At 41.6% G+C, this 25,075-nt stretch carries 21 protein-coding genes and 1 pseudogene; 13 read left to right on the top strand and 9 right to left on the bottom strand.

All coding sequences use genetic code 11. The features are described from left to right. Positions 1–47: 47 nt before the first annotated feature. The 4 genes from Q4533_RS09300 to lptF form a co-directional block, all read right to left on the bottom strand. Complete coding sequence (locus tag Q4533_RS09300) at positions 48–578, bottom strand: IS3 family transposase (RefSeq protein WP_303502637.1); 531 nt, start codon at positions 576–578, stop codon at positions 48–50. Next, a complete protein-coding gene (locus tag Q4533_RS09295) occupies positions 515–817 on the bottom strand; it encodes a transposase (RefSeq protein WP_303502636.1) in 303 nt (100 codons plus the stop codon). The genes Q4533_RS09300 and Q4533_RS09295 overlap by 64 nt, the downstream gene beginning before the upstream one ends. 234 nt (positions 818–1,051) lie before the next feature. Next, positions 1,052–2,110, bottom strand: a complete 1,059-nt coding sequence (gene lptG / locus Q4533_RS09290; RefSeq protein WP_102438797.1) for an LPS export ABC transporter permease LptG — start codon at positions 2,108–2,110, stop codon at positions 1,052–1,054. Beyond that, positions 2,107–3,219 carry an LPS export ABC transporter permease LptF gene (lptF, locus tag Q4533_RS09285; protein WP_102438799.1) on the bottom strand — a complete coding sequence of 371 codons (1,113 nt, stop codon included), beginning with the start codon at positions 3,217–3,219 and terminating at the stop codon, positions 2,107–2,109. The genes lptG and lptF overlap by 4 nt, the downstream gene beginning before the upstream one ends. A gap of 256 nt (positions 3,220–3,475) precedes the next feature. On the opposite strand from lptF, the gene pepA reads away from it, so the two are divergent. From pepA to Q4533_RS09255, 6 genes and pseudogenes are all read left to right on the top strand, one after another. Next, positions 3,476–4,984 carry a leucyl aminopeptidase gene (gene pepA / locus Q4533_RS09280; RefSeq protein ID WP_303502635.1) on the top strand — a complete coding sequence of 503 codons (1,509 nt, stop codon included), beginning with the start codon at positions 3,476–3,478 and terminating at the stop codon, positions 4,982–4,984. Between the two features lie 313 nt (positions 4,985–5,297). Next, positions 5,298–5,750 (top strand): DNA polymerase III subunit chi, encoded by a 453-nt coding sequence (locus Q4533_RS09275; RefSeq protein WP_102438803.1) that lies wholly within the window; start codon positions 5,298–5,300, stop codon positions 5,748–5,750. A gap of 58 nt (positions 5,751–5,808) precedes the next feature. Then, complete coding sequence (locus Q4533_RS09270; protein ID WP_303502634.1) at positions 5,809–8,724, top strand: valine--tRNA ligase; 2,916 nt, start codon at positions 5,809–5,811, stop codon at positions 8,722–8,724. Between the two features lie 389 nt (positions 8,725–9,113). Further along, entirely contained in the window at positions 9,114–9,449 is a 336-nt protein-coding gene (locus tag Q4533_RS09265; protein ID WP_102438807.1) for a PBPRA1643 family SWIM/SEC-C metal-binding motif protein, read from the top strand. Between the two features lie 177 nt (positions 9,450–9,626). Further along, positions 9,627–11,153, top strand: a complete 1,527-nt coding sequence (locus tag Q4533_RS09260) for an MFS transporter (RefSeq protein ID WP_102438809.1) — start codon at positions 9,627–9,629, stop codon at positions 11,151–11,153. A 1-nt stretch (position 11,154) separates the two neighbouring features. Then, positions 11,155–11,325, top strand: a pseudogene (locus Q4533_RS09255) (MFS transporter); the annotation flags it as partial. Positions 11,326–11,752: 427 nt separating this feature from the next. Here the strand turns inward: Q4533_RS09255 and Q4533_RS09250 are convergent. The 4 genes from Q4533_RS09250 to Q4533_RS09235 all read right to left on the bottom strand — a co-directional run bounded on the left by Q4533_RS09250 (position 11,753) and on the right by Q4533_RS09235 (position 17,331). Further along, positions 11,753–12,379 (bottom strand): GPR1/FUN34/YaaH family transporter, encoded by a 627-nt coding sequence (locus Q4533_RS09250; RefSeq protein ID WP_102438811.1) that lies wholly within the window; start codon positions 12,377–12,379, stop codon positions 11,753–11,755. A gap of 497 nt (positions 12,380–12,876) precedes the next feature. Beyond that, positions 12,877–15,177 carry an OmcA/MtrC family decaheme c-type cytochrome gene (locus Q4533_RS09245; RefSeq protein ID WP_303502633.1) on the bottom strand — a complete coding sequence of 767 codons (2,301 nt, stop codon included), beginning with the start codon at positions 15,175–15,177 and terminating at the stop codon, positions 12,877–12,879. A gap of 368 nt (positions 15,178–15,545) precedes the next feature. Further along, entirely contained in the window at positions 15,546–16,505 is a 960-nt protein-coding gene (locus Q4533_RS09240; RefSeq protein ID WP_102438815.1) for a LysR family transcriptional regulator, read from the bottom strand. A gap of 121 nt (positions 16,506–16,626) precedes the next feature. Beyond that, the gene (locus tag Q4533_RS09235; protein ID WP_102438817.1) at positions 16,627–17,331 is read right to left on the bottom strand and encodes a 16S rRNA pseudouridine(516) synthase; all 705 of its coding nucleotides are present in this window, start codon (positions 17,329–17,331) and stop codon (positions 16,627–16,629) included. Positions 17,332–17,470: 139 nt separating this feature from the next. On the opposite strand from Q4533_RS09235, the gene glnD reads away from it, so the two are divergent. The 7 genes from glnD (at position 17,471) to Q4533_RS09200 (ending at position 24,428) form a co-directional block, all read left to right on the top strand. Continuing rightward, entirely contained in the window at positions 17,471–20,116 is a 2,646-nt protein-coding gene (gene glnD, locus Q4533_RS09230; RefSeq protein ID WP_303502632.1) for a [protein-PII] uridylyltransferase, read from the top strand. 32 nt (positions 20,117–20,148) lie between these two features. Further along, positions 20,149–20,640: a YcxB family protein gene (locus Q4533_RS09225; RefSeq protein WP_102519350.1), complete on the top strand. Its 492-nt coding sequence runs from the start codon at positions 20,149–20,151 to the stop codon at positions 20,638–20,640. 41 nt (positions 20,641–20,681) lie between these two features. Next, a complete protein-coding gene (locus tag Q4533_RS09220; protein WP_102438822.1) occupies positions 20,682–20,963 on the top strand; it encodes a hypothetical protein in 282 nt (93 codons plus the stop codon). Positions 20,964–21,113: 150 nt separating this feature from the next. After that, positions 21,114–21,989: a MipA/OmpV family protein gene (locus Q4533_RS09215; protein ID WP_303502631.1), complete on the top strand. Its 876-nt coding sequence runs from the start codon at positions 21,114–21,116 to the stop codon at positions 21,987–21,989. A 2-nt stretch (positions 21,990–21,991) separates the two neighbouring features. Then, on the top strand, positions 21,992–22,411 hold the full coding sequence (locus tag Q4533_RS09210) for a DUF3019 domain-containing protein (protein ID WP_076541170.1): 420 nt from the start codon (positions 21,992–21,994) through the stop codon (positions 22,409–22,411). Next, positions 22,411–23,124: a winged helix-turn-helix domain-containing protein gene (locus tag Q4533_RS09205; RefSeq protein WP_076541172.1), complete on the top strand. Its 714-nt coding sequence runs from the start codon at positions 22,411–22,413 to the stop codon at positions 23,122–23,124. The genes Q4533_RS09210 and Q4533_RS09205 overlap by 1 nt, the downstream gene beginning before the upstream one ends. 17 nt (positions 23,125–23,141) lie before the next feature. Then, positions 23,142–24,428, top strand: a complete 1,287-nt coding sequence (locus Q4533_RS09200; RefSeq protein ID WP_303502630.1) for an ATP-binding protein — start codon at positions 23,142–23,144, stop codon at positions 24,426–24,428. Positions 24,429–24,574: 146 nt separating this feature from the next. On the opposite strand, the gene Q4533_RS09195 is transcribed toward Q4533_RS09200, so the two are convergent. Continuing rightward, the gene (locus Q4533_RS09195) at positions 24,575–24,883 is read right to left on the bottom strand and encodes a DUF1289 domain-containing protein (RefSeq protein ID WP_102438832.1); all 309 of its coding nucleotides are present in this window, start codon (positions 24,881–24,883) and stop codon (positions 24,575–24,577) included. Between the last annotated feature and the right edge of the window lie 192 nt (positions 24,884–25,075).

Genomic DNA, 25,075 nt, shown 5'->3' with positions numbered 1-25,075 from the left:
CATGTGCTCACCTAAAGTTGTCTACGAGGCAATAATATCACCTCTATTTAGGTGGCCAAAATTAGTGTGCCACTACACATGACTACCGCTAAATATAACCATTTTGTTCCAGACCAAATATAGGTGACATCGCCACACCAAACCTGGTTTTTAGCTTTAACATTAAACTGCCTTTTTAGCAGGTTAGGGGCAAATTTAGATTCATCTTTCGCTATTTTGTATCGATGCTTTCTGAGCTGAGTACTCACCAATCCTGCATGTTTCATCAAACCAGCCGCTTTATAGCGACCGATATTTTCGCCTTGCTGATTTAATTGACCTGCAATGGTTCTTGCACCCGCAGAGCCTCGACTATCACTGTGTATCACAACAGCTTGCTGGCATAATCGCTGATAATCTGGATTAACAATGCCGCGATGTTTCAGGTGATAGTGATAGTTACTTCGTGGCACTTCAAACAACTGACATAGTTGTTTAACAATGCTTTGCTCTCTTGATAATGACTCAATTAACGCTATCGTTTGATGTTGTCTTGCATTAAGAGAGCGGTAGCCTTTTTTAGGATATCTTTCTCCCATTCAATCTTCTTAATTTTAGCTTCAAGCTCTTGAATTCTTTTCTGTTCTGGCGTCAGCGCTTTTGTTGATGGCGTAATACCACTAAATTCTTCTTTGAGTTGTGCAACCCACCGCCTAATAGCCGTTGGGCCTACGCCTGTTGCTTCACAAGCTTCTCGAACGCTATAGCCTTGTTTAATCACAAGGTTAGCCGCATCAATTTTGAATTCTGTTGAGTAAGTAGGTTGAGTTGTCATCATTTTTACACCAATTTATCTTAAGGGGAGTTTACCCCATATCGGTGTACAGATTCATTAAGCCACAACAAACAGGTAGAGGTAGAGGTAGAGGTAGAGTGCAGCAATAAAACCCTGGTTGATGTGGTCAAGTAAATTGATGTGGTCAAGTAAATATAAAAAAATCCCAACAACTAACGTCATTGGGATATTTATTATTGCAGACTTGCCAGAAGCAAGCGCCCTATCAGGCAAAGGCTATTTTCTGATGAAATATAACGCGCCAATACTAAAGAGTAGTGGTGGCATACCTGCACCTATATAGGCGGGTAAGCCATAAACAATACTCATAGGGCCAAATATCTCACTACAAATATAAAAGCTAAAGCCAGCGACCACGCCAAGCAAGACTCTTGCGCCCATTGTCACGGTTCTTAAGGGGCCAAATACAAATGACAGTGCCACTAAAATCATCACTGCTACAGTAATTGGCTGCATAATTTTACGCCACAAAGCCAGCTCATAACGACTCGGATCTTGCTGATTAGCTTCAAGGTAATCTAAATAACCCACTAGACCTTGAATGCTTAACGCTTCAGGTTTTACTGACACCACACTTAATTTATCAGGGGTTAAGGTAGAGTTCCAAATTCGCTCTTCTTGGTATTCGAAGCTAATCTTGTTATCAGTAACTATGGTATTTTTAACATCAAATAAGCGCCATACATCATTAGAAAATTTAGCGCTTTGAGCCTGAGTCATGGTGGTTAACTCTAACTGATCATTAAACTTATAAAAGGTCACTTTATTTAAGGTGTTTATGGTTTCAACTTCACCAATATTGACAAATAAGTCACCGTCTCTTGCCCACACGCCTCGATGAGATTTGATCAGGCTACCACCAGAAACTTTGGTTGCTTGTAGCTCTTTGGCCGTTCTTTCTGCAACAGGTGCACCCCACTCGCCTAAGGCCATTACAATGATCATCAATGGAATGGCAGTTTTCATCGCTGAAATCGTAATTTGCAACCGAGACATACCGGACGCCTGCATTACTACTAATTCAGAGTTCGATGCCAACATTCCCATACCAATCAGCGCCCCAAGTAATACTGCAATGGGGAAAAACAACTCAATATCACGGGGGATTAAGTAAATAACATAGATAATCGCATCAAACATAGTGTAAGCACCGCGGCCAACTACACGTAGCTGATCAACCCACTTAATTATGCCCGACAAGCCAGTTAAAATAAGTAAACATAACGCCGATGTGCCAATAATCACTCGGGCAATATAGAGATCGAGTATCTTCATACTGCCACCTTCTTACGTTTAAGTAATTGCAGTAACTTAGCACCACTTGGACGCTCTTTACCCAGTAAGAGTATACCGATAATAAATGCTGAGCCATGGATCCACCACATGCCTAATACTTGTGGGATGACTTCATCCTCAAGCGCTTTACGGCCGGCAACCATTAAGCCGAAATAGCCTAAATAAAGTAAAATCGCTGGGAACATTTTGGCAAACTTACCTTGCCTTACATTCACCCGAGCCAGTGGCACTGCAATTAAGGTCATGAGTGGAATCGCTAAAGGCAGCGCTAAACGCCAATGGAATTCTGCTGCTGCTTCAGGGCCTGGCGTAGCAAGTAACTGATCAACCGGTAAAGCTGAAAGCTTACGACGACGTTCATCCACTTCTTGCTCTTTAATTTCCATCTTATAACCACCAAACTCAATCATTTGATAGTCAAGATTATTCGGGCTACCTTGATAACGGGTACCATTATCAAGTTGTAATTGCTGGCTACCAAACTTATCTTCCACTACGCGGCCATTTTCTGAAACCACAATATTAGTTAAGCCTTTTTCGTCTTCAGGATCAGGTAACTGAGCCACAAACACTTTTTGTAATTCGTTAGATTTAGTGATTTTTTCAACAAACAACACAGCTCGGCCATTAGGGCTAGCTTGAAAGCGGCCTTGGGTAATTGCTGCTAAACCGGCTTCTGACTGTGCCTGTTCTAGCACTTGATTTTGTCTTTCTTCCGCCCATGGACCTACATAAACCGATAAAATACCAGTAAACACTAAATTTGCTACCGCCAAAAGCAAGGTCACACGGGTGACATACCACTCACTGATCCCGACGCCATGAAGCACCACCATTTCATTTTCGGCATACATTCGCCCATGGGCGAGCAATATCCCTAAGAAAAAGCTCAGCGGCAACACCAAAACGGTTAATTGCGGTAAATTTAGCCCCAATAACGTCAGCACTAAAGACGCAGGGAAATCACCATCAGAGGCATCTCCCAGTACTCGCACAAATTGCTGGCTAATAAAAATAGTTAACAGCACCAAAAGTATCGCAAATTGGGCTTTTAAAACTTCAACGATCAAGTATCTAAATACAATCACAGGTAGGATCCACAGTCTAAAACTTGTCTTTTTGCTGGTATCAGAGTAACTTCACTATTAAATGTCTGCTTTTAGCAGTTATTGATAGTTTTCTGACCAGCGCGTGAGCTTCTTTAAGTGTAATTCATTTAGCTGATATAGCAGAAAATTACCAAGGATTTATTTCCTTAAAGGTTTGTAAATATGGCCTAACAGGCCGAATTAAAACATTATCTAATAAATATAAAAATTTGTCTTTAATAATCTAGGAGTGCTCATGGAGTTTAGCGTAAAGAGCGGCAGCCCCGAGAAACAACGTTCAGCTTGTATCGTTGTCGGTGTATACGAACCACGTCGTTTGTCAGGTATCGCAGAGCAGTTGGATAAAATCAGTGAAGGTTACATCAGTAACTTGCTTCGACGCGGTGATTTAGAAGGCAAACCTGGACAGATGTTATTATTGCATCATGTTCCCAATGTGCTCAGTGAGCGTGTTTTGTTAGTCGGTTGTGGCAAAGAGCGTGAACTTGATGAGCGCCAATACAAACAAATTATCACAAAGACTATCAATACCTTAAATGAAACGGGTTCAATGGAAGCAGTTTGCTTCTTAACTGAATTACACGTTAAAGGCCGCGATACTTATTGGAAAGTACGCCAAGCAGTTGAAACCACTTATAACAGTTTATATAGCTTTGATGCTCTGAAAACCCGTAAAGGCGAAACCCGTCGTCCGTTACGTAAAATGGTATTCAATGTCCCGACTCGTCGCGAGTTAACTCTTGGTGAACGCGCTATCGACCATGGAATGGCAGTATCATCAGGTATGCACTTATGCCGTGATGTTGCCAACATGCCGCCAAACATTTGTAACCCTGCATACTTAGCCTCTCAAGCACGTCAAATTGCTGAAGTTCATGACAGCCTTACGGTTTCAACTGTGGGCGAAGAGCAAATGGCAAAACTCGGTATGCATTCATACCTTGCAGTAGGCCGTGCTAGCGCCAATGAATCTATCATGACTGTGATGGAATATAAGGGCGCTGTTGATGATACGCAAAAACCGATTGTTTTAGTTGGTAAAGGGTTGACCTTCGACTCTGGCGGTATTTCATTAAAGCCAGGCGACGGCATGGATGAAATGAAATACGACATGGGCGGCGCTGCTGGTGTTATTGGTGCAATGAAAGCGCTATGTGAAATGAAGCTGCCAATTAATGTTATCGGTATTCTTGCAGGTTGTGAAAACATGGTCGCAGGCAATGCTTATCGCCCTGGTGACATCCTAACCACTATGTCAGGTCAAACCGTTGAAGTACTTAATACGGATGCTGAAGGCCGCTTAGTATTATGTGACGTACTGACTTATGTTGAACGTTTTGACCCAGAGCTTGTTATTGATACAGCAACCTTAACTGGTGCTTGTGTGGTTGCATTAGGTAAACATGCTTCAGGTTTATTCTCATCTCATAATCCACTTGCCCATGAAATACTCAATGCCGGTGAGCAATCAGGTGACCGCGCGTGGCGCATGCCGATTTGGGATGAGTATCAAGAAATGCTTGAAAGCCCGTTTGCTGATATGACTAACCTAGGTGGTCGTCCAGCGGGATCTATCACTGCAGCTTGTTTCTTAGCTCGCTTTGCTAAGAAATATAACTGGGCACATCTTGATGTTGCCGGTACAGCATGGAACAGTGGTGCAAACAAAGGTTCTACAGGTCGCCCTGTACCTATATTAAGCCAGTTCTTATTGAACCGCGCTGGGGTTGAGCAAGGCGAGTAATTGACTTTTGTTGCAAATAGTTTGTTGCTAATAGTTTACTGTAAATAACAGGCAGTAACCTAATAAAAGGCGAAGTAGTTACTTCGCCTTTTTTATCCCTCTTGTTCGAAGGTTTACATATTTTAAAACCGCAAAAACAGCTCCCTTTGAGTAGCAAGCAAACCGATAAGCCTGACAAATAAATGCGAACACAAGGATTGCTAAAATTTCAGCAGATTTCTATTCAATTAAGCAAAATTAACTCTCCTGCACCCTAGCCCCAATCGATGCTTTTAGTGTAAAATTCGCCTTTACTTCATCAAAATTTAAAATAATGTCAAAGACTCTGTTTTACTTAATGCCAGCAATCAATACCCAAGCCAGTGCGCTTGAAAGCGTATACCTTGCAGCATGTCAGATTGCAGAACGGCATTATCGCCAGCAGCAGCTTGTTTATATTCACTGTCAGAATAAGCAACAAGCCTATGCCATTGATGAATTATTATGGCAATTTGAGCCAACAGCATTTGTTCCCCACAATTTAAAAGGGGAAGGACCGATAACAGGTTCACCTGTCGAGATTGGTTTTGATAAATTAGGTGCCAATAAAAGTCGCCAATTACTGATAAACCTTGCAGACCAAGTGCCAGCATTTGCGGTTAACTTTCCGCATATTATCGATTTTGTTGCTAATGATGATGCGCTTAAACAAATTGCCCGTATTCGCTACCGTGAATACAAGCAATTGGGCATTGAGCTTACTACCACTGAGTTCACTGGCGTTTAAGTCAGTTGATTCGTTAACAATACCAACTATTAATTTAGATTGAGAAAACAAAAATCCCATGGAAAAAACATATAATCCGCAGTCAATTGAGCAATCTCTATACCAAAATTGGGAAGAGCAAGGCTACTTCAAACCACATGGCGATGAGTCAAAAGGTAACTATTGCATCATGATCCCGCCACCAAATGTGACGGGTAGTTTGCACATGGGTCATGCATTCCAAGACACCATCATGGATACGTTGACTCGCTACCAGCGCATGAAGGGCAAAAACACCCTTTGGCAAGTGGGTACCGATCACGCAGGCATTGCAACCCAAATGCTGGTTGAGCGTAAAGTCTTTGCAGAAGAAGGTTTAGGTCGTCACGACCTAGGCCGTGATAACTTTATCGAGCGCATCTGGGATTGGAAAAATGAATCAGGTGGCACCATCACCAAACAGCTACGTCGTTTAGGCGCTTCTGTTGATTGGGATCGTGAACGTTTCACAATGGACGAAGGTATGTCTGAAGCCGTACAAGAAGTATTTGTACGCTTATATGATGACGAGTTGATTTATCGTGGTAAACGCTTAGTCAACTGGGATCCAAAACTGCACACTGCTATTTCAGATCTCGAAGTAGAAAACAAAGAAAAGCAAGGTAGCATGTGGCATTTCCGCTACCCGTTAGCTGATGGCGCATTGACAGCCGACGGTAAAGACTACTTAGAAGTTGCCACCACACGTCCTGAAACCATGCTAGGTGATAGTGCCGTTGCGGTTCACCCTGATGACGAGCGTTATCAATCACTTATTGGTAAGTTCATTCTTCTGCCAATTGTTAACCGTCGTATTCCTGTTGTGGCAGATGACTATGTTGACATGGAGTTTGGTACCGGCTGTGTGAAAATCACTCCAGCTCATGACTTTAACGATTATGAAGTCGGTAAGCGTCACGCCCTACCTATGTTCAACATCTTAACCATCAATGCTGACATTCGTAGCGCTGCAGAAGTGGTAAATACTGATGGCACCGCAAACACCGAATTAGATAACAGCTTACCTGAGCGTTATGCCGGTCTTGAGCGCTTTGCTGCACGTAAAGCCATTGTTGAAGAGTTCGACACCTTAGGTTTATTAGGCAAAATTGATCCTCACGGATTAAAAGTGCCATACGGCGACCGCTCTGGCGTGGTTATTGAGCCACTACTTACTGACCAATGGTATGTGTCAGTTGCGCCTATGGCTAAAACAGCCATGGAAGCGGTTGATAACGGCGACATCAAGTTTGTGCCACAGCAATACGAGAACATGTACAACTCTTGGATGCGCGACATTCAAGATTGGTGTATCTCACGTCAACTTTGGTGGGGACATCGTATCCCAGCTTGGTATGACGAAAGTGGCAAAGTCTATGTGGGTCGTGACGAAACTGAAGTTCGCACTAAACATAAGCTAGATGACTCGGTTGTTTTACGTCAAGATAACGATGTATTAGATACCTGGTTCAGCTCAGCGTTATGGACATTCTCAACACTTGGCTGGCCAAAAAATACTGAAGAATTGAAAGCTTTCCACCCAACTGACGTGTTGGTCACTGGTTTTGATATTATCTTCTTCTGGGTGGCGCGCATGATCATGATGACCATGCATTTCATCAAAGATGAAAACGGCAAGCCGCAAGTGCCTTTCAAAACGGTATATGTCACTGGACTTATCCGTGATGAAGCCGGTAATAAGATGTCCAAATCTAAAGGTAACGTATTAGATCCTTTAGACATGATTGACGGTATCGATCTTGAATCACTTGTTGAAAAACGTACCGGCAATATGATGCAGCCCAAAATGGCCGCTAAAATTGAAAAAAGCACTCGTAAAGAATTCAGTGAAGGTATTGAAGCACATGGCACCGATGCACTGCGCTTTACTTTAGCTTCAATGGCATCAACCGGTCGTGACATTAACTGGGACATGAAACGCCTTGATGGTTACCGCAGCTTCTGTAACAAGATCTGGAACGCATCACGTTACGTGTTGATGAACACTGAAGTGCAAACTGAAGATGCAGCAGACGATGCTATCGGCGAAGCATTAGATTGCGGCCAAATCTTGGTTGATGGCAAGCCAGGAGCAATGGAATTGTCGCTAGCTGATCGCTGGATTATCGGTCTGTTTAACGAAACCGTTAAAACCTACGATGAGCACATGGCCAATTACCGTTTCGACTTAGCGGCTAATACTATTTATGAGTTCACCTGGAACCAATTCTGTGACTGGTACCTAGAGCTCACTAAGCCGGTAATGCAAAACGGCACCGATGCACAACTGCGTGGCACACGTCATACGCTGGTTAATGTACTTGAGCAAATGCAGCGCCTAATGCACCCAATGATGCCTTACCTCACTGAAACTATCTGGCAGCGCGTTAAGCCGCTAGCAGGTGTTGAAGGTGATACCTTAATGATTGCGCAATTCCCTGAGTATGACGCAACTAAGGTAGACGCGCAGGCAATGGAAGATCTTGAGTGGGTTAAACAAGTCATTACTGCTGTGCGTAACATTCGCGCTGAACTAAACATTGCCCCATCTAAGCCACTTAACGCCCTACTTCGCTGCGTGAGTGAGCAAGATAAGGCACGTTTAGAGGCTAATCAAACTTTCTTCAAGACTTTAGCTAAGCTTGAGTCTATGACAATTCTTGCTGATGGTGAAACTGCCCCAATGTCGACTACCCAACTTGTCGGTGACATGGAGCTATTAATCCCAATGGCAGGGTTGATTGATGTGGCTAAAGAAGTAGCCCGTATCGACAAGCTACTTGAAAAAGCAGCTGGCGAGTTCAAGCGCATTGAAGGCAAGTTATCTAACCAAGGCTTTGTGGCTAAAGCCCCTGCCGCCGTGATTGAAAAAGAACGTGCTAAGCAAGCTGAATATCAACGTGATATGGATAAGCTTGCAGAGCAAAAAGCAGAACTTGCTAAGCTAGAAGGCTAAGTAACAAAGCTTGGTTTATTTGCCATCTCGCTAAATAAACCCAAACTAAAAAGGCTATCAAGGTATTTGATAGCCTTTTTTAATGGCTAAAATTAACCCAAGCGATGAAAAGTATGATTGTTGAGCAGTTACAATAGATTGTAAAAACTTATCTCCATTAAGTTAATTACAACGCCACTGGCGGCTTATTCAGGCAAATAATACCTAAAAAAATGGTCAAAATGGCTTAGATACTGTATAAGCTTCGCCTCTAGATATTTTTCATCCATTTTAAGAGTCTTGAAGCTTTAGCTTATAATCACTTATCAACCTTAAGTTAGCTTCAAATGCCTTGGTTTACCACCTTGGTTCAAATACTCGACATTTAAAACGATAGGCAGGCACAACACATGTCAGATAAATTCTTTTTCAAAGGCCGTCAAACGCCAAAACCTGCCTATGGCGAAAGTGGTTACAACACCAAACGCCAAGCTAAACCTGGCACTGCAGCGCTTCCTTTACAGTTATCAGTTCAAACTGATAAGCGTAAGCTTGAAGTTGAAGCATTAGTTGCAGAGAGCAAACTAGTCGCAACTATTACTGTTAACAGTGACGTCGCTGAAGATATATTTGAACTTCTGGGTATTTTAAACAAGCCAACGGCAGTCACCGCAGAAGCCAAAATTAACCGTAATGACCCTTGTACTTGTGGTAGCGGTAAGAAATATAAAAAGTGCTGTGGCTAAGTCCTTTAAGTGACATCAGATTAATTAAAGCGAGCGATTAGCTCGCTTTTTTGTATAAAAAATCCCCCTCCGAAACGCAATTATCACATTCCTGCTCAGTAACTTTGGTAAATTTGGTTAATTTAGGTAAAGTGTCTGCCGACCTATTGTTAATAATAATAATCATAAGGGTGATTTATGAGTGAAAGTTCACACTCAGGCAACGACCTAAGAGAAGTGAAACAGCTGGGCATGTGGGCATCTATTGCCAGCTTAAGTTATATATTTTGGATTGTCGGCGGCATGGAGCTGGTGGAACGTATTGCCTACTATGGGGTAAAAGCCAGTGCCGGTTTATATGCTAAAACACCAACCTCGGAAGGCGGGCTGGGTATTAGCCTTAGTGATTACGGTGTCATTATTGCCATTTGGGCATTTATGCAAACCTTCATTCCAGTATTTACTGGCGGGATATCTGATCGCGTAGGCTACAAAGAAACCATCTTTGCCTCAACAGTAATCAAGATCATGGGTTACTTGGTGATGGCGATGTTTCCAAGCTTTTATGGCTTCTTGATTGGTGCAATATTATTGGCCGCAGGGACAGGGATCTTTAAACCCGGTATTCAAGGCACCTTAGTGCTTTCAACCGGACGGCAAAACACCTCAATGGCGTGGGGCATATTCTATCAAGTGGTCAATATTGGTGGCTTCCTTGGGCCTTTAGTGGCTGTACATATGCGTCAGTTATCATGGGATAATGTGTTTTACGCTTGTGCTGCCATCATCTCTTTTAACTTCCTATTTTTACTAGCTTATAAAGAACCAGGTAAAGAAGAGCGACTTGAGCGGGCCCGCAAAGTCAAATCAGGCGAAATTAAACAAGAAGCATTATGGCGTGATGCGCTTCATGAGCTTAAAAAGCCCGTTGTTATCTATTACATGTTGGTATTTGCTGGTTTCTGGTTCTTATTTAATGCCTTATTTGATGTATTACCTATTCATATTGCTGAATGGGTTGATACCAGCGTGATTGTCACCTCTCTATTTGGCCCTGAAGGCACCTCTAACGGCTTTTTCCAGTTTTGGTTAGGCCTAGATAATACTGGTACTAAGGTGATGCCTGAAGGCATGCTCAACCTCAATGCTGGTATGATCATGACCAGTTGTTTCTTGGTTGCTGCACTTACCGCTAAGTATCGTATTACCACTGCCATGTTAGGTGGTTGTTTACTGAGTATTTTGGCATTCGTGCTCATTGGCGCAACCAATGCTGCATGGATGATTGTACTGGCTATTGCAATGTTCTCATTCGGCGAAATGATGATTAGCCCGAAGAAAAATGAGTTTATGGGCAATATTGCCCCTGAAGGTAAAAAAGCCATGTACTTAGGCTTTGTGATGTTACCTCAAGGGATAGGCTGGACTCTGGAAGGCTACTTTGGGCCTAAACTGTATGAGATGTATGCCTCAAAAGAGATTTTCTCACTGCAGCTTCTTGCAGAGCGTGGCATGAGTCAAACAGATGTTGATGCAATCCCCCAAGGCGAAGCATTTTCAACCTTAGTGACTTATACCGGTGAGCCTGCACAGCAGCTAACAACGCTGCTGTATAACACCCACAGTATCGGCAATGCTTGGTATATTATCGCTGCGGTGGGAACAATTTCGGCAGTAGGAATTTATCTTTACGGTAAGTGGTTGTTTAAACTGCAACAGAGCTAAAGTAAATTACACTGGCTTGCCAGCACAGTAGCTAACAACGATGCTAAAAAACTATGGCGTATAACAGCCACAGTATCGGCAAAGCTGGGTACATCATCGCCGCTGTGGGACGATTTCGCCAGTAGGGATTTATCTTTACGGTAAGTGGTTGTTTAAACTGCAACAGAGCTAAAATAAATTACACTGGCTTGCCAGCACAGTAGCTAACAACGATGCTAAAAAACTATGGAGTATAACAGCCACAGTATCGGCAAAGCCGGGGACATCATCGCCGCTGTGGGACGATTTCGGCAGTAGGGATTTATCTTTACGGTAAGTGGTTGTTTAAACTGCAACAGAGCTAAAATAAATTACGCTGGCTTGCCAGCACAGTAGCTAACAACGATGCTAAAAAACTATGGCATATATATGGCGTATAACAGCCACAGTATCGGCAAAGCTGGGTACATCATCGCCGCTGTGGGACGATTTCGGCAGTAGGGGTTTATCTTTACGGTAAGTGGTTGTTTAAACTGCAACAGAGCTAAAGTAAATTTAAACAAAAAAGCTGACAAGGCTATTCATAGCATTGTCAGCTTTTTCATGGCGCTAATTTAATATTACGCTGCTTTTAACGACGCTGGTGCTGCAGTGGTTTCAGCTTTACTTGCTGCAAACCTGACTTTTCCAACAGGCAAAATCACCCGGCCATATTCAGCATTCAGCACTTGCGCCATGGCAAAGTAAATGGCGCTTAAGCCACATAAAATACCTTCAAAGCCAGCAATGGTGCCAATTAGCTCGCTGCCGGTAAAATCTCGCGCAGCTAATAGGAAGAATAAAATAGTTAGCAAGCCAAAGACAATTTGCTTGGCTAATGGGTAACGCATAGAGCCAATAAACATAAAGCCAGTAAACATGCCCCAAAGCGCTAGGTACCAACCCATAAAGCTTGCAGGACTTGCCGCAAAACCCATTTTAGGCATGACAAGTAGACCAACTAAGGTTAACCAAAATAGCCCATAAGAAGTAAATGCTGTAGTGCCAAAGGTATCGCCACGTTTAAAGCACATGATGCCGACAATCACTTGGCCAATGCCGCCGTAAAAAATACCCATAGCAAGGATCATTGAATCAATTGGAAAAAAACCAGCATTATGAATATTAAGCAAAATGGTGGTCATACCGAAGCCCATTAAACCAAGTGGCGCTGGGTTTGCGTATGAATTTGTCTGCGGTGTCGACATTGAGTTCCCCTACAGGAAGTAATCAATTAAGTAAGTAGTGACGATAGTGTCGTCACACTAGATTAACTTTGGTTAATCTTAGCGCCGCGCATAATAATGTAACCGCAGGAGGCAATCAAACTAGCAACCAAGGGAGCTGAGGAATAAGCACACTAAACAATGCGATTAATTAGTGTTGCTTTTCAGCTTGTTAAATAAAAAAGTGGCATTAACCCCTCAAGTGAACACCTGAAGGCTTGCCAGCTCACAAATATTGCCAACTACCAATCTAACTCACAATAAATCAGCATTAAAGCCTGCTTATAAGTAAACTAAAACACGCTAGAACGTTTAAAAATTGCACTGACTCACAAAAATGAATAATAACGCCATTGGGATCAATAAAAGGGTTAATGCAAACACTGAGGATAAAAAAAGGGAGCCCGAAGGCTCCCAGTGGTTTATTTGCTATGAGAAGCAGGGGATCTCATAGCTGATGAAACATCTATTATTGCTAACTAGTGTGCCCCTCCAGCATGCATTATATCAATACCGTAAGTCTTACCTTCAGCATGACAAGTTGCACAAGATTCAACCGGCAGATTAGCAATTGAAGCTGGATCACCCTCAACTATCGCACCATTACTCTTGAAGTGAGCCATTGCTGAGGCACTTGAGTGAGCGTGACAAGTACGACATGCTTCAGCGGTTGGGCTAATGAACATTGTTGCACCAGCATCTACTGCAATTGCGCGTTTACCTGAAGTAAGACCACCATCTGCTGCGAATAAACTCACATCATCTTTATGACAAGCTGAACATTCAGTAGCAACTGCTGGGTAACCTTCTGTTTCCATATCTGAATTTAAGTGTATTGCAGGGAAACCACGGTTATCATCCCAAAGACCTGAATGGAAACGGTGAGCTACAGTGAATAAGTCACGGTTGCTATAGGTTAAGCCTTCAATTGTTTCAAATACTGGGTCGCCATTTTCATCAACTGCATCTGTTTTATATTCAACAGTCGCATGATAAGAACCACCCCAAGTGTCGTTATGACAACCTACACATTGGTCGAAACGTTCGTTACCGTAATGCTTAGCGATACCTAATGAAGTATGACAAGTATTACATTTAGCTTCATCAGCGGTTACCCGTGCAGGGTCGCTAAAGCGAGATATCGTTGCGCCGCTACCATCAGCATTGGCGAGATTCCAGTAAGCTGGCGCCATAGTGACTGCTACATAACCAACATCATATTGCGCTTCGCCGCTTGAATCTAAACACTCAATAAGCATGCCTTCTGAATCGGCACATACTGAGAAGCGTGGCGTTACAGAAATACTCTTTCCGTCTAGATTAAACTCACCGAATTGAGTCACCATTAACTGACCAGCGGATGCAACAACACCATTTAGATTAACCGAAGCACTACCGTAGTAAGTACCATCAGTGTCTATCCAGCCGGTTTTCATTTCATCGTATTTAGTAAAGTTAGTGAACTCGAAACCATCTTCAACGGCAACACCATCAATAGTGACATCAAATGTAATCACCATTTCATCCATGTCAACTGTTGCGCTTTCAGTGTAACTCACACTATTTAAAGCAATTTCAATTGAATCAGTGGCAATCGCTCTCGCTGCAACATTATGTGCTTGCATTGGGCTTAAGCTACCTGCGCCATGACAACCAGAACAGGCTGCATCACTTTCAGGTACGATACCTCTGTGGTTTTCACCAGTGGCTAAATCTACATCTGTATGACATGACACACATGCTTCTGCGTAGACATTATCATTCCATTGCATACCGTTATCATGACATGCGGTACATTGATTGATTTCTGATGGGAATCCAATTTCGCCAAACATATCTGCAGCTTCACCTTCTAGATCGTCAATATGATGACCAGCGTGTAATGTGTGAATCATTGCATTCCAATTAGCGTTAAAGCCTTTTTCTGGATCGTCTTCACCGCCAGCATAAGCTGGGTTATGACAGGCTACACAATTTTCAACTTTTTGATAATTATGGTGGGCACCAATGTTAGCTATGCGGATATCGGTAGCTTCATACCCATCCATTTGAGTATGACACTTAATACAAGAGGCGTTAGACACTGAATCTTTTTCAGATACCGCTAGCTCACCCGTTGCAGGAATAAAGTCAACCGGAGTAGAAAGCAATTTATCTGCAATGCCTTCACCTGTGCTGTCTACAACATCATAGCTACGCACCATAACGCGATGTAAGTTATTGGCATCACCATCTGCAAGTACAACCGGTGCATTGCCTTCATGTTCCCAAGTACCTGTGTAAGTGCCTGGGTTTGCTTCATCTTCAACTAAGGTACAAGCTTCAACTTCTGCGCCGCCGCGGGCTTCTGCCATACCTGTTGGCGTACAATACATACTTGAACCAAATTCATTGGTTAGGGTATGGCTTTCCCACAATAGTGGCGCGCCAGTATCAGTGGTATTGGCCGCTTGATTCATCACATAAAGCGCTACTTTGTCTAAGCCACTAAAGGGCACATCTTCGCCTTTAGCTGTTTTGCCTGTTACCGTAAATTTGATAGCAAAATCATCACCTCCTACTACCACGATATCTGCAGGGGCTAAGCTCAACACAAAATCAGCAGCAGATGCTACTGTATCAACAACACTTCCCGCTGGTGCTCCTGGTGTACCTGGTGTACCTGGCGCGCCGGGTTCTCCTGGGGCACCATCTTTACCATCATCTCCATCACTACAACCCGCTAGTCCAATAGCAGCGATTAACGCTGCTGCTAGAATCGACCTTTTATATGTTCTCATTATCGGATCCCCTATATAGGTATTTAAATCTGCTTTAGCAGTAACTTTAATATAAAAGATACCCCTTTAGATGTATCAAAAGAGTTTCATATATGTGACTGAAATTTAAAGATTTAGATCTTGTAATTTTACAAATCGAAGTTGGCAATTTCGATATATGAAATTTGTATAGGTTATTGAGTTTTATACTGATAATGATTGTTATTAACGAAACAGATTTGCGCTAAAAGAATGGTGGAAACAAGCATAAAAAATGCACAGTTCAAGGTGAATGACTCGACAGCCATAGCGCTTCTCTAGCCCATTAAAATGATATTCAGCGGCAGATCCCCCAGCACAGGGAAATGGCTAAATAGCACATAAGTGATTTAGGCAGCGATTAACTTAAGCACTGAATTAATAATAATCTTTCTGCTGTCATCACAATAGCGACGGTATGAGGAGGTTCTTTCAATAAGGTGGTATTGCGGCGCGGCGCCATGGCCAAGCAATTTTTCTCTTTCGGTTTCCGGTAAGCTTTCAACACGTAGTGCATTAAAGTGATTTAACACTGCAGCTTCTGATGTGGCTATAAAGCTGAAACTTCGCATGGTCAACAAGTGACAAAACCACTCTTCAATGGAACTAACTCGACTGATATTAAGCGGCTCAATCCCTGATTGACGGCAGTAAATTTGGAAGAAATCTAATTTATCATTAAACCCCTTGGTATCGAGCAGCAAAAAAGGATAGTTAGCTATGTCATCTAAACTTATAGCATCATAGCCCCAAATAGGATGATTCGTTCTAGCCACAATCGAAGTGGAATCACTGTGACCGAGGCTTTCAGATAATAAATCGCTGGCGCTGGCTGGGCCAAGGTTAATCCCTAAATCAATGTCACCTTGGTGGATCAACTCTTCAGAATGCTCATTCCATATATGCATTCTGACTTTACCTAACTTATCCATTATGTCGTCGCTGCCAAGCGCCATTGAAAGTGAAGTCATAATGATGGGAGTTACCGCAATATTGAGCACGGTTGATGAATTAGTACAGTTACCTTCATGTACGATGCGTTCAATATTTGAGGCTGACTCGCAAAAACTACATATGGGCTGATAAAGGTGCTCTGCTAGCGCGGTAGGTCTTAACCCTTGTTGACGTCGATAAAATAACTCATCATCAAAGGTTAACCGTAACGCCGTTAAACAACGGCTTATTTTAGGAGCTGAAACGTTTAATTCTTTCGCTGCAAGGTTAGCAAAGCCTGTTTCATAAATAGTTTTAAAGACCAACAAACAGAACACGTCTAATTCGCTGATTTTCTTAAGCGCTTTGAAATCCATGCAATTACCTAGTAATAACCTTGTTAATATTAGGCTTAATCTAACATAGTTGTAACAAGTAAAACTTGATCAAGCCCAACCTTATAGAATTAATTTAAGTTTTTTTAAGGTTTTATAAGATTTACTTAAGATTGATTTCAGTTTGAGTGAGCGAGCGAAACTCCCCGACTAACAATTGCTTATCCAAGTTAATATTGCCCACCGACTCACGATGTAAACCAATCACCGGATTCCTGAAGCGGCCAAACATACGCTTAATTTGATGGTACTTACCCTCTTGTAACGTCACCCGTGCTTGATACTCTGAGATGATTTCAAGTTGCGCCGGTAAAGTGGTGATATCTTCAAAACCAAAATACATCCCTTGATTAAAAGCGCTGATATATGAGTCATCAATGGGATTTTCTAACGTCACCAAATACTGTTTGTTTACTTTGGTTTCAGGCGACATCAAAGCTTGCGACCATTGGCTGTCATTGGTAATTAACAGTAAGCCAGTAGAATTTAAATCAAGCCTACCAGCAATATGCATCATTTCAATATTGACGCCAGTTAATAGCGACAAGGCCGTGGGATGAATATCATCTTTTGTCGCGCTCACCACACCCACAGGCTTGTGTAACATATAGTATTGTTTTTGCTGGTTCTGAATAAAGTCACCATCAAGCATAATAGCGGTAAACTCATTAATTTGATGGTCCATCTCTTTACAAGTCTCACCATCAACATTGACCCGCCCAGCCAGTAAAATTAGCCTTACCGCCTTTTTAGGTAGCTGTAATTTTTTAGCTAAAAACTGATCTAAACGACTTCGTTTACTTTGCATTTATAAGCTCAATTTAAGTGATTCATTCTTATTTAACTAGTTAAAAGAATTAACTTATTACTAATCAATTTAGTGGATAGTTTGAGTTGGCAAACTAAATCGCATACCCTATTTGAGAGCGAATCTAAAAGGGAGTGATATGTTTTTGCAGCCAGTCTATCCGATTTTACAGCCAAATATGAGTATTGTAGAGCTAAAACAAGCCATTACTGATTTTGATATTTGGCTAGAGCAACAGATTAGTTGTAGCCCAATTACCGAGATCCTGACATTTCGCGCTCAATTTTTTGATAAACTTCTCAGTCATATTTGGCAAAAGTTTACTTTTGATACAAAAGAAATCTCTCTCAATGCTGTCGGTGGCTACGGCAGGCAAACTCTACACCCTTTTTCTGATATCGATATTTGTATTATTCATGACCACAACTTATCCACCGATGATGCCAATAAACTCAGTGATTTTCTGACTCAATTATGGGACTTGGGTTTAGATTTAGGCCATGCAGTAAGGCGCCTAGATGATACTTTTGTCGCCTGTAAAGAAGATGTCACCATCGCCACCACTTTACTTGAAATTCGCAATATTTGTGGCCATGAAAACCATCAACACCAAGTTATCAGCAAACTCTATGGCGAAAGTATTTGGAGTAGCGCAGCCTTTTTTGAAGCCAAGTTTAATGAGCAACAAGTCAGGCATCATAAAGCCCAAGGCACCGCCTTTAATATTGAGCCCAATTTAAAAAATAGCCCTGGCGGCATGCGTGATATTCAAACGATTACTTGGATAGCTCGCAAACATTTCTCCATTGACGATCTTAAAGATCTTCGTCGTCTTAATTTTTTAACTGCTGATGAATACGCAGAACTAATGGAGTGCCAAAACTTTATTTGGCGAGTGCGATTCTCATTGCATCAAGCGTCAAGCCGCTCTGAAAATAGACTTTTATTGCAACATCAAGCTGAAGTCGCTCGCCTACTGGGATTTGGTGACAGCGGTAATATCACCATTGAAAAAATGATGCGCCAATTGTTTAGAGCAATGAAGCGTATTCGTGAATTAAACCTGATGTTGATGGCTTATTTCCAACGCGAGATATCGCCACTGAAACACAATAATTGTATCGATATCAATGACAATTTTGAGATCTTAAATGGCCAAATAAATGCAAAAAATCAAGATGTGTTTATTGATAGACCGCAGATCATGTGGATGTTTTATTATATTGCCGAATACCATCAACAAGTAAAAGGCATTACCCCTGAGACCTTAAGATTGATCAGGCAAGTACGTCGTCGTTTAATGGGTGATTTACAAGACTTTCATGTCTGCCGTGAACTGTTTGTCAAACTATTCAAGCACCCACAAGGCATGGGGCTGGCAATTACCTTAATGCATCAACATGGCATCCTTACCTCATATTTACCCCAATGGCGTGAAGTGGTTGGCCAGATGCAGTTTGATTTATTTCATGCTTATACTGTGGATGAACACACTCATAAACTGCTAAAAAACTTATATGCACTAACCCATGATGACATTAGTCACGATCACAAATTGGCCGCTGATATCTATGCTCGGTTCCAAGCCAAAGAAACCATTTTATTTGCCGCACTATTTCATGATCTTGCTAAAGGACGTGGTGGTGATCACAGTGAACTCGGCGCAGTAGATGCCAAATTATTTGCCAAATTCCATGGTTTAAAAAACTCACAGCAGCAATTAATTAGCTGGTTAGTGGAACAACATCTATTAATGTCCATCACCTCCCAGCGTATGGATATTCAAGATCCTGATGTCATTACTGCTTTTGCAAAATCCGTGGGCAGCCTCACTAAACTTGATGCTTTATATTGTTTAACGGTGGCCGATATTCAAGCCACCAATGATGATCTATGGAATGATTGGAAAGCCAGTTTATTAACCGACCTCTACTTTGCCACCCGTAAAGCCCTCAGGAATGGTCTTGAAAATGTATTGCAACTGCGCAGCGTGGTTAGGGAGCACAAACAAGAAGCCCTTAATATCATCAATGCCGATTCACAATTAACAGATGAACACCAAATACAGGCTCAATCTGCTGCTATTCAAAAACTATGGAAAAACCTGCCGTTATCCTTTTTCGGTAATGCAGAACCCAGTGAAATAGCAAAATACACCCTAGGAATACTTTCGCATCAGCAACAAGCTCAAGCAGATTCTGAATCGTTAATTATTGTTGATGATAGTAATGTCAAAGGCTGTAGTGATGTTTTTGTGTATACCAAAGACAGAGCAGGCTTGTTTATTTCTCTGTTTAATACCCTATCAACCTTGAAGATATCAGTGAAGCAAGCACAGATTTCACAAACTAAAGACGGTTACGTGGTTGAAGCTTTTAAAGTACTCGACTTTGACGGTAAACCGATTTTCAGTGCTCAGCGCCGCAAACAAGTCACCAGCAAGCTACGTCAAGTGATAGACAATAATGTAATGCCGCCGAAAAAGCGCCCTTTAAGACACACCCAAAGTTTTGATAACAAACCCACCATTGAATTTATTCACTCTAAAAAAGCTAACCGCACCTTAGTGCATATTTTAGCGCTAGAAACCCATGAGTTTATGGGGCAAATAGCCAGTGCATTCAGAGCACTAGAGCTTACAATTCATTCTGCAGCCATCAGCACAGTCGGTGAGCGAGCTGATAACGTGTTTACCCTTTCCAACCAATACGGTGCACAGCTTTCAGAAGAAGAACAAACCGATTTACAGGAAAAATTAGTGAAATCGATCACTTCAACCTTATAATTATCTCAATTAATGTTGTCAATGAGCGATACATGTCTACCAGCGAAACAAAAACAACAGCTTATAGCTATAGTGTTGAATATATTTTAGATCGATCTCATTTTGAAGAAACCTTCGATGAGTCAGTTGTCATTAATACCAGTCCAAAGCGTTACTTAAAATCTGTGGCATTTTTAGTCGCTGGATTTTTAATGACCATCACCGAGTTAAGCCCCTATGTTGCTTACTTCTTTATTGGTTTAGGGGCAGTTGAAGCACTGCAAGTTAGGTTTAATCGCGCTTGGTGGTTAATGAGGCAACTAATAAGTAAGTCAGCGAATAACCCAGTAAATTTAACCATTGACGATAACGGTATTCATTCAAAGTCGACTTATATTGATCATCATTTAGCTTGGGATGATGTTTATCGCATTGCAGAAACAAGCCAAGGTTTTTTACTCACAACCCAATTAACCAAGCATTATGTTTCTAAGCGCTGCTTAGATGACACTTGCAGTGATTTTATTCGCAAAAAAATGAACTAAGCATCTGTTTACATAACGTGTTAACACTTAGAGGAACAATTATGACTAAACCATCATTAAGTTTAAGTATTGTCGTAAGCCTTGTTATCTGCAGTTTTTTCAGCACAGATGCCAATGGAATACCAGCCCCTGAGGATACCGTAAAATCATTAACGGCGGCCTGTGAAAATATGGCCGCTGAAGAACAAATTGAAGCCATCGAAAAACAGCAATTTATTACCGACTGCATCAATGCTCAGTTAATTGAAATGGGCTATCAAAGGCAAGCACCGCTAGAGATTGAACAATCAAATACTGAACCAGTTGAGCAAGAATTAAATTAACGCCGTGACGCCTTTGGTTAAAAACGGCTTAATGTAAATTAATCACACCAGTATCAGTTTGTATCATTAAGGTAAAATCAGTGTAGCTAAATAATGAACAATGTTAACATTATGTTTATTGAAGTTTTATTGATTAGGTAGCAGCCTTAGATGTATCGATTATTGCTCATACTTACCATTGTTATTGCTGGTATCAAGCCAGCGCAAGCTGAAGACACCTGTCAAATTGATGGCGACTGCATTGTGGTTGGTCAATGGGATGTCAGTCTAGCTTTGGGCTGGGGCAATAAAACCAACCCAGTAAGTACCTATAAAGATATACCTATCTATGTCATACCCTCCGTCGCCTATTATGGTGAAAGCTGGTTTTTTGACAACTTCAATTTTGGCTACACCCTGGTAGAGCAAGAAAGTTTTACCCTTAATCTCGCGAGCAGTTATAGCGATGAACGTGCTTTCTTTTATCGCTGGGACCCATCAAACATTTTTTTACCCCAAGCCAGTAGCTTTGATGAGACGGTTGAACTCCCTGCAGCGGATCTCACAGAATCTAGAGGTATATCACAACCTGAGGTTTTAAATGAGCTTGAAACCAGAAACTTCACTGTATATGGTGGTGTGGAATTTTTTTGGTACGGCAAATTAGGTATATTAAGACTCACCGCAGCCCATGATTTACTTAATGTTCATAATGGACAAGAAGCCAGTGCCAGTTGGTCTTACTCTTTAGCTCTTGATAAATTCCGCTTTGATTTATCATTAGAAGCTGATTGGAAAAGTTCGCAAGTTATTGCTTATTACTATGGTATTAGATCAACTGAAAATCTATACTGGAACACGCAATATCAGCCAGGTTCTGGCTGGAATAAAGCGATTGAGCTAACGACACGTTATAGTCTTTCACAACGCTGGGATTTACTTTTAGCGGCACGTTACACCCGGTTAGCTGATGAAATTATTGACAGTCCAATTATTAATGAAAATTACTCTCGCTCCTACTTCATTGGAGCTGCATATAGGTTCTAATCTTGTTCAGTAAACAAGAATATAACCTCTATCACTTTTTCGGTATATTAATACTGATATTTAGTGCTTTCTGCGTCAAAGCTGATACGCTTGAAACGCAAGCACAGCTTTCGGCTACGCCTCATTTATGCCTCAAAGACGCTCAAAACAAACATTGCGAGATGGATATTGAGCTAAATTGGCAACTGAAAACTGACCAACTCATTTGTATTGAATCTAACTATCAAGCAATGAGTCGCTGGTGTAGTGATTCTACTGATGATCATTCATTGCAATTTTCAGTAAAAACCAATAAAGACATTCACTTTGTCTTGGTGAGTAAAAATAATAATAATGAATTGGCGGACGTAATCCTAAAAGTCACCACAATGTCCGAACCTAAAGTTCGCAGACGTTACCGAAATCCTTGGAGTTTATTTTAATGGCAACCCCCCCATCAACTCATAGAGTTCTGTTGGTAGAAGATGATATTCGTCTTGCCAACTTAATTGTGGACTACCTAAAATCACACGATATGCACGTTGAAGTTGAACGACGTGGCGATACCGTTTTAACACGATTGATTAGTTACAAGCCTGATATCATCCTACTTGATATTATGCTGCCTGGACTTGATGGATTAAGCCTGTGTGAAAAATTACCTGACTACTTCTCAGGCCCTATATTGTTAATGAGTGCGCTTGGCTCTCCAGAAGACCAAATCAAAGGCCTAGAATTAGGCGCTGATGATTATGTTGTCAAACCTGTCGACCCAAGCTTGTTAGTGGCACGTATAAACAACCTATTACGCCGTCAGGCACAACCGCCAAAACCAGAATCTCATTGTTTAAGCTTTGGTAAGTTAAGCATCGACCCGCATACCCAAGCGATTCGCTTAGGCAATACCGAGGTTGATTTAACTAGCCATGAGTTTGAATTATTGTGGTTACTGGCGTCACAAGCGGGGCAAGTATTAAGTAGACAATACATCTACCAATACTTACTCAATATCGATTTTGATGGTAAAGACAGAAAAATTGATGTGCGCATATCTCGCTTACGTAAAAAGCTTGGAGATAGTATCGAAACACCATTCAGAATAAAAACTGTTTGGGGACAAGGTTATTTATTCGCGCCTGAAGCGTGGAATAACTAATTAGGTCATAGAAGACTTTGAAAAGACTCTTCATCAGCCTATACCTATTACTTAGCTTAAGCTTTTTAGGTATAGGCTGGACATTAGATAGCCTCTGGCAACAGCAAGTCGATGAATACGAGAACATTGACTCGCCATTAATCGCCTTTGCATTATTATTGTCTTTGCAACCTAAAGAGCAGCGCTTAGCGCAGCTTAAAATCATTCAAAAGCAACACCCCTACCCGTTAGCTTTATTTGAAAAAGATGAAATTGCTTTAAGTGGCAATGTCGAATTCTTGGCCAATGAAATAGTCACCACCACCACAGATAGCAGCCACGAATTGCAATTTATTGCCGTGGGTGATCAAGTGTTAATGGCAGGCCCAGTAGATATCGATCCCCGCGGGTTGCTGCGTAATATTTTTACGATATTCTTTTATTTGATGCTGGCCTTTGTCGCCTTAATTTGGGTATGGCCATTATCCAAAGATCTCAAAACCCTTAAAAAAGCCACGCAAAACTTTGGTGAAGCCAAATGGGATACCCGTATTGAGCTCAATCCCGGCTCTCAAGTCGCACCGTTAGCCAACACCTTTAATGACATGGCGCGGCATATCAGTGATTTAATTGAAAACCAAAAACACCTCTCTAATGCCGTATCACACGAAATCAGAACCCCGCTAGCACGGTTAAAGTTTGCTTTAGCCTTACTACCACAATATTGTTTGCCCAATAGTGATGAGCAACGACGCCAGCAATTTCTTAATGACATGCAAATTGATATCAAAGAAATGGAAACCTTACTGCAAGAGCTATTGACCTATGCCAGCTTAGAAGTGCAACAAGAGCCCACATTAGAGCGCTGCGGCTTAGTGTCCATTACAGAAGAGCTGATCACGCGTTTAACCCCATTAAGCGATAAACCGATTAAATTTAAGCATATGTATAGTGAGTTATATGTGATGGCAGAACCACTGCTGATTGAGCGTGCGATTCAAAATCTTGTTACTAACTCCCAACGCTACACCCATAATGAAATTGTTGTGTCTTTGTCTGAAGATGACCAACACCTGCTCCTAACAGTATCTAATGATGGTCCCGCGATCCCTGAAGAAGATCATGAAAGATTATTTGAGCCTTTTTATCGCAGTAAGTCACAGCACCAAGGCAATAAAGGCCATGGTTTAGGCTTAGCCATTATCAAACGCATCATGTTGCGCCACAAAGGCGATGTCACATTAACCAGTGATGATGACAACACTTGTTTCACTTTAATGTGGCCAAAAAGTAAACGCGAACTAGCTGCAGAAAGCGCACATTAATCTCAATGGTTAGCTTAACGCTGAAGCTGACGATAGAAATAATGGAGATTGGCCGTTAGCGGCGCAGGCTGTAATAGACCCACCACATCAAACTCAATAATATTAATTACAGCTAAAGCCTACCTAAAACCACAAGGTTGCAATCACTAATCTAAGCTAAAATCAGCCAAATCAATGTTGTCATCATCAGTTTGTTCATCAAAGTCAAATTGTGGATTAGCCTGAGCTTGCTGCTGTTTTATCGCTATTTGATGGGCTTTAAATTTGGCATATTGTCGGCGGCGCTTTCGCTGCTGGCATAAGCGAATAATATTATGCTTTTGTGCATCAGAAAAATGCAGCCAGTTAAAACGCTCATCTCGATTTCTCAAACAGCCATTACAATATCCGCGCGCATCAGTTTGACACACACCTATGCAAGGACTTGGGACGGAAAAAAAACTTAACTGTTCCATATTTAACTGACGTTTCTCTCCGACAAAATTGAAGTTTTATGCTTCTAACTTAGCATTAATTAACCAAAAAGCCATGTTCAGCGCTGGTTATTTGAGCGACGAATTCTGTGTAAGATTGGTTTACTGCAGGCTTTTGATTTAAGCTGATTATTAATTCGCTCAAGAAAACATCCTATAACAAACAGATTCATT

The sequence above is a fragment of the Shewanella sp. 6_MG-2023 genome (assembly GCF_030547195.1).
GTDB lineage: Bacteria > Pseudomonadota > Gammaproteobacteria > Enterobacterales > Shewanellaceae > Shewanella.
The sequence above is the reverse complement of the archived record's forward strand: the minus strand, read 5'-3'. Positions and strand labels throughout refer to the sequence as shown.